Origin of the sequence: Mesotoga sp., assembly GCF_035363035.1 — a bacterium.
In the GTDB taxonomy this organism is placed as follows: domain Bacteria; phylum Thermotogota; class Thermotogae; order Petrotogales; family Kosmotogaceae; genus Mesotoga.
Window position 1 is genome coordinate 1 of sequence record NZ_DAOSEH010000113.1, and the last position, 5450, is coordinate 5450.

2 protein-coding genes and 1 pseudogene are annotated in these 5450 nt (G+C 46.6%); 1 reads left to right on the forward strand and 2 read right to left on the reverse strand.

All coding sequences use genetic code 11. The features are described 5' to 3' along the window. On the forward strand, window positions 1-1407 hold a 1407-nt coding region (locus PKX57_RS11140; RefSeq protein WP_472417349.1), incomplete at its 5' end, for a gluzincin family metallopeptidase. A gap of 89 nt (window positions 1408-1496) precedes the next feature. Here the strand turns inward: PKX57_RS11140 and PKX57_RS11145 are convergent. Together PKX57_RS11145 and PKX57_RS11150 are read right to left on the reverse strand one after the other, a co-directional pair. After that, a complete protein-coding gene (locus PKX57_RS11145; RefSeq protein WP_472417351.1) occupies window positions 1497-2738 on the reverse strand; it encodes a hypothetical protein in 1242 nt (413 codons plus the stop codon). 220 nt (window positions 2739-2958) lie between these two features. Beyond that, window positions 2959-5450 (reverse strand): annotated as a pseudogene (locus PKX57_RS11150) (hypothetical protein); the annotation flags it as partial.

Consider the following 5450-nt stretch of genomic DNA (forward strand, 5'->3'; position numbering starts at 1 on the left):
ACTACAAACACATATTCGCCGGATACCCTTCAGAACGGCAAAGACTATTACTGGAAAGTAGTGGCAGTTGATTCTAAGAACGTGAGCACTGCCGGAGATATATGGAAGTTCAGAACTATAGAAGCGGAAATCCCGCCCGAAGACGGACTGGACATGAACGGGCCTGTTTACAGTGGAAATGTGCTTCTGGTAAGCAACGAGTCGGAAAATGGTGCGACTTCTGATTATACAGGAACGTTGAATTCTGAATACCTCCCCTCGGGTAGTGTGCTTCCAAAGAACCTGGATATCGAAGCGTACGCCTTGAACATGGAAATACCTCTTCCGGATGATGTCGATATATCCATGAAAATGAGACCGGAACTCGTTGAAGACAGATTCGAACTTATGAACATAGGAAGCACGAAGACTTTCTATGTTCAAAACTTCAAAACCAACAAGTATTATCAGTTAACGGCTACACTTCAATACTCCGGTGAAACCAGCGAGATCTGGGTGGAAAACACTTCTCTGATAACCGTTGAAAAGGCGACACAGATAGGTGAAGAGTTCGACGACGTAATATATCCGCTGGTCTCCGACTACTTCTATACCCCTTCGGATGTAAACGGTGATGGGAAAGTCGCCATACTGTGTTTCGACATCCAGGACGATTTTAGCAATACAGGTGCATATGTCGGCGGTTACTTCAGTTCAGGCGACCTTTTCAACATAAGCAACTCAAACAAAATGGAGATCTTCTATATAGATACTTACCCGACCATGCAATACCCGGCATCGAACCCGGTAGACGTTTCAAAAGCCTTCAGCACTCTTGTGCACGAGTTCCAGCACATGGTCAACTTCAACAGAAACTACTTTGTGGAAAGCAGCGACCCGATGCCGACATGGTTGAATGAAGGCCTATCGATGGCAGCCGAACATATTTACAAGGGTACGCTAAACAGCAGAATAAGTTACTACAACAACGCGAACAGCATAAAGAATGGCCAATCACTTTTGTACTGGAACGACAACGGCGATGTCCTGGCCAACTACTCTCTATCTTATCTCTTCATTCAGTACGTAAGAACACAGGGTGGAGGCGATCCCGAGATATTCAAAGACATATTGTTGAACAGCAAAAACGATCAGCAGGCTATCATCGATTCTCTTTCAAAGAGAGGCTTGAGTATTGACTTTGGAAATCTTATGACATCGTTCAGACTGGCGTTGCTAATGAAAGACCCGTCAGGATTGTATGGCTTCAACGGAGATAGCGATTTTGACGGAATAAACGCATCTTATTACATAGGCGAAGCAAAAAATATAAGGGGTGGCAGTGCGTTCTTCAAAACCATAAGCGAAGCTTTCACAGATCCGGAGAACGCCGGAAGCACGATTCAATACGTTGGGATAACCAACTGAAGAGGTCAATTCACCAGCAAAGACCCCGGAGTCACGGCCGATAATCGTCCAGTCCTCCGGGGCTTTTTTGTATGTCGGTTTAAGCTTCTTTAGAAATCTAAAGATATAACCATCCCTGCGTACCACTCCGCCCATTGAGAAAGATTATCTGAATCAGGCAGGCCGATAAAGATGAAATAATCACCGGGTCCAAAGCTCGCTATCGAATCGGTTTCTGAATATATAATGATCCAGCACAAAACACCGGTGAAATCGACTGCGTAGATATTGACGGCGGTTCCTTCCTTAACCACAGAGGAAAAACTATCTGCTATCTCATAGCCCTCTACGGCTAATACGGCCAAAAACTCCTCTATTACTTCTTTGAAAACACCCTCTATCGGTGAAGATGTATCAATCTCTCCTACTACGATCTTGGAGACCACAGTGCCGGAGTATCCCAGATCTGCGGTTTCAGAAGTTTCTCCCGGGTAAAAGTGAACCGAGAACTGTGGGTTCATCATGAAACCGAAACGGTCTCCCTGCACTTCAATCCAGTCATCCGTATTTACAGGAGATCTGCTGTCATTGAATAAATCCATGAACAACCTGACGAAGGGATCTCGCTCTTCGATTACTTTTGGCGGTTTGATACCGCCTTCATCTTCTTCCTTCTCTTCGATCGGGAACAAATAACTACCGACAATATCGGCTATTATCGCTTTTGCTTCATCCAGCTTTTCACCGGTGTACTCGACCGGTTCGAAAAAAAACATGGCCACAGGTCCCTGACTGGTAACAGTGATCTCATCTCCGGGAGTATAGACGAATATTACAGGAAAATCGATGTTGGCAACCATCTTCAGGGATGCCAGGTATACCCCCATGCCATTCTCCATCCACATTGTCTCTTCATAACTCTTCTCGCCGGTAGTGGTATTCCCGTAAACAGAGGGGATAACTGCATTTAAAAGCTCTTCAAGATCGTAAGGTTCAAGCTGGTAATAAAAGAAGCGACCAAAAAGCTTTCCGTTACCGTCGAAGATCTGTGCTTCGTAATTCGAACCGAACTTCTGTGAAGAAACACTGAACAAACCGGGCAGTTTCAAAGAGACATTTCCTACCTTTTTCTCGATCCAGCCCGGATCATCCGGTGCTTTGAAGCCTTCTCTGAAAGAGAGAAGAAGTGGATCAACCGTCCTCAAACTCAATGTTCCGGTCGTTGAGGTTGCAGAAGTTGCCACGCTTGTTTCCGTTTCCGTTGCCGTCGATGTCACAGTCCTCAAGCCAAGCTGTCCGAAGGCAGCTACAGAGAACAGGACTGCGAGTATCAATAGAGCCGTTCTCCTCATCGCTTTCACCTCCACAGTCAGCACATTGTGTGCCGAGAACCATTCCAAATGAATTCTACTCCCGTACCCCTCTTTTTCATGCAAACAGTCGAGTGAATGAACAATGAATATTGAGAAGTTCCTGTATCCAGCCAAATTTCTAAGTCCCAGTATCGATTCGTAAAAGAAAAGCCCTCCATTCGGAGGGCTTTATGGGGGAACTGCAAAGTTTATTCAGCTATTACTTTGATGGACTCCATACTTCTACATCGAGATGGATCGCGAAGTACCTGTAGTAAGGCACAGATATCACAAGACTTGTTCCCTTGTAGGTTGTAAATGTACCTGGTTCTGGTCTGCTGCTAGGTATGGAAGAATAGCCCTGTACCTTGACTGGATCGCTCACGCTCTGAAGGCGCATATTGGGCCCTAAAGTTATTATCAGTTTACCCATAGCCTTGTCGTACTTTACAGATGCACCCTGTATCAGATTCTGTCCCGCGTATATATCCTGAACTGAAGGTCCGTTAGTATCGAAGTAATACCACCAGGAAGATCCACCGCCGGGATAATTTCCCCCCCAGGCGGTTTCTTCACCCCAGGTTCCTCCGCGTACGGTTATGGTTATGGATGCGGAGTCTTCGTCGAATACCTGGTCTTCGTCATAAATATCTACTTCGTTGTTGAGAACGTAAGTCCCCGGAGCTGCTGTATTGTTGGTTACCGCAATGTTGAAACTAGTTCTCCAGGTATTCGAATCAACAGCGGTCCACAGAACGTTTCTTATAATGTCCATCCAGATTCTAGGATTGGTAGAGGGCGCTATCGCGAATCCGTTACCCGTGAATGTGGAGAGGTTTGTGAATTCATCCCTTACGTCCGCCGTTTCGTTGTGTTTCACTTCAGTCGGAACGAGCACCGTGCTATCGAAATCGCTTACACCGGAAGCCATTTCAACAGCTCTGGTTTCTATGGTGTAATTCGAGTATTGGCCCGTACTTAAATCTAACGAGTACGGTACAACTTCACTTCCACCGGCACTTAGTAGCGAGATTGTAGTTTCATATGTGTTCAGGACTGTTCCATCGCCTTTGAGGGTGATTTTCACTGATACGTTCAAAAGATCGCCCGTGCCAGTATTGGATATCACTACACTTCCCTGGACTTTTCTGCTCACACTTACCAAATACCTATCGGCGACAAGCGTATAGACGAAGGTAGTTGATTTCGTCTTTTCAAGCTCTGCGCTCGCCGGTGTGACGTTCTTGTCTATCTCCCATCTGTAGGTCGTGTTTTTCTCCATCGAGTACCCGGCTATCAGATCGATATCGAATATCTCCGGTTCTGTCGGTGTGAGCGTTATCGTTACTATGGCGTCATCCCACAGATCCTGCGTCTCACTCTTGAGAGTGGCTCTGTTCTTCAGTTCATATTCCTCTCCGCACGGGAATTCCATTTCAAGTATCAGATCCTGCGTACTCGCGTTTTTGGCCCTCACCAGTACCACATCGCCGCATCCGGGCAGGAAGTTTTCGTCGGCTGTTGTAATAATATTCTCTACCAGGGCTTTGTCTCCATATGGAACTTCAGGGCTGATTCCCGATGTGCTTCTCCAGCTCCAATTGAGATAACCTTCCATTATCGCCCATATCGCGATCTGGATGTGCCTGTAGTCAACACTGGTCGAGTAAAGCCCGTCCCTGTACCTGTTGAGTATGTAATTTATCTTTGCGTATTTCGCATCGGGCGCACCGTTGATGTATATTGACTCGATTACTGCGGAGGTTCCTATACCACTCACACCTACTTCAGTACACCACCCTGGATACTCTCCGGCCATGTAACCCGTTACATTGGCTTTTAGATAGGCTCCAAGCTTATTCATTTCATAAGTAATCGACGAACTCCCGCTGTAGAAGAACTTGGCCAGCGTGATCTCAAAGACAACGGTGGTGTTTTCCGTTATAGTCTGCGGGAATGGTAGAGGATCGGGATCGGTTTCTACTATCGCGAACCCTTCCGGAATTTCTGTGAAGCTGTCATTCAGAACGGCCGAGGCGTTGGTTTCGGTTGAGCCTGTAACTGTCAGAGTTGAAATGTCGTAAGCTTCGTCGCTGTTGGCCGGCGCGTCGGCTGTGGCTACTGCTTTCACTCTGTATTCAACTATATTCTGAACCGGTGTGAAGCTTATTGGTCCGAAACTGTATGATGCCGATGCTCCAGATGTGATGCTTCCAAGGATTACTTCTGTTTCACTCTGAAGGTCTATCCAGTCGGTTCCATCGAAGTACTGGAGTGTTATCAGGAGCTTCGCGTTCTCGGCCTGACTGTTGCCGTTGTTGGTAACGACTGCATTTCCACTGTAAGTGTGGGTGTTGATCTCGGATGCGAGTGTCTTTGTGGCTGTGATCGTGTACTCGATAGTCTTTTCGAACTCATCCACATCAAACGTTACCGACGTTGGATTCGCTTTCTTATCTATTTCCCACTCGTATATCCTCTCTCTGTTCCAGGTGAATTCGGCTTCAACTTCTGCCTTGAGCTTGACTGTCTCGGGTACTTCTATTACTACTTCTTCTTCGTCCTGGTCCCATTCTTTCGTATCCTTCTCTGTAACTGTAGCCGTGTTCGTAAGGTAGTATGTTCCGGGTTCCGCACTCTCGTTGGTTATCGTCAGCGTGTAGCTCAGTGTGTCGCTGTCGTCAAGGCTCCACTCTCTCGGCTCCTTGCTCG

Bases quoted from the DNA above. Each gene is read 5' to 3' on its own strand.
- PKX57_RS11145 (WP_472417351.1), bottom strand. From the start codon at position 2,738: ATGAGGAGAACGGCTCTATTGATACTCGCAGTCCTGTTCTCTGTAGCT.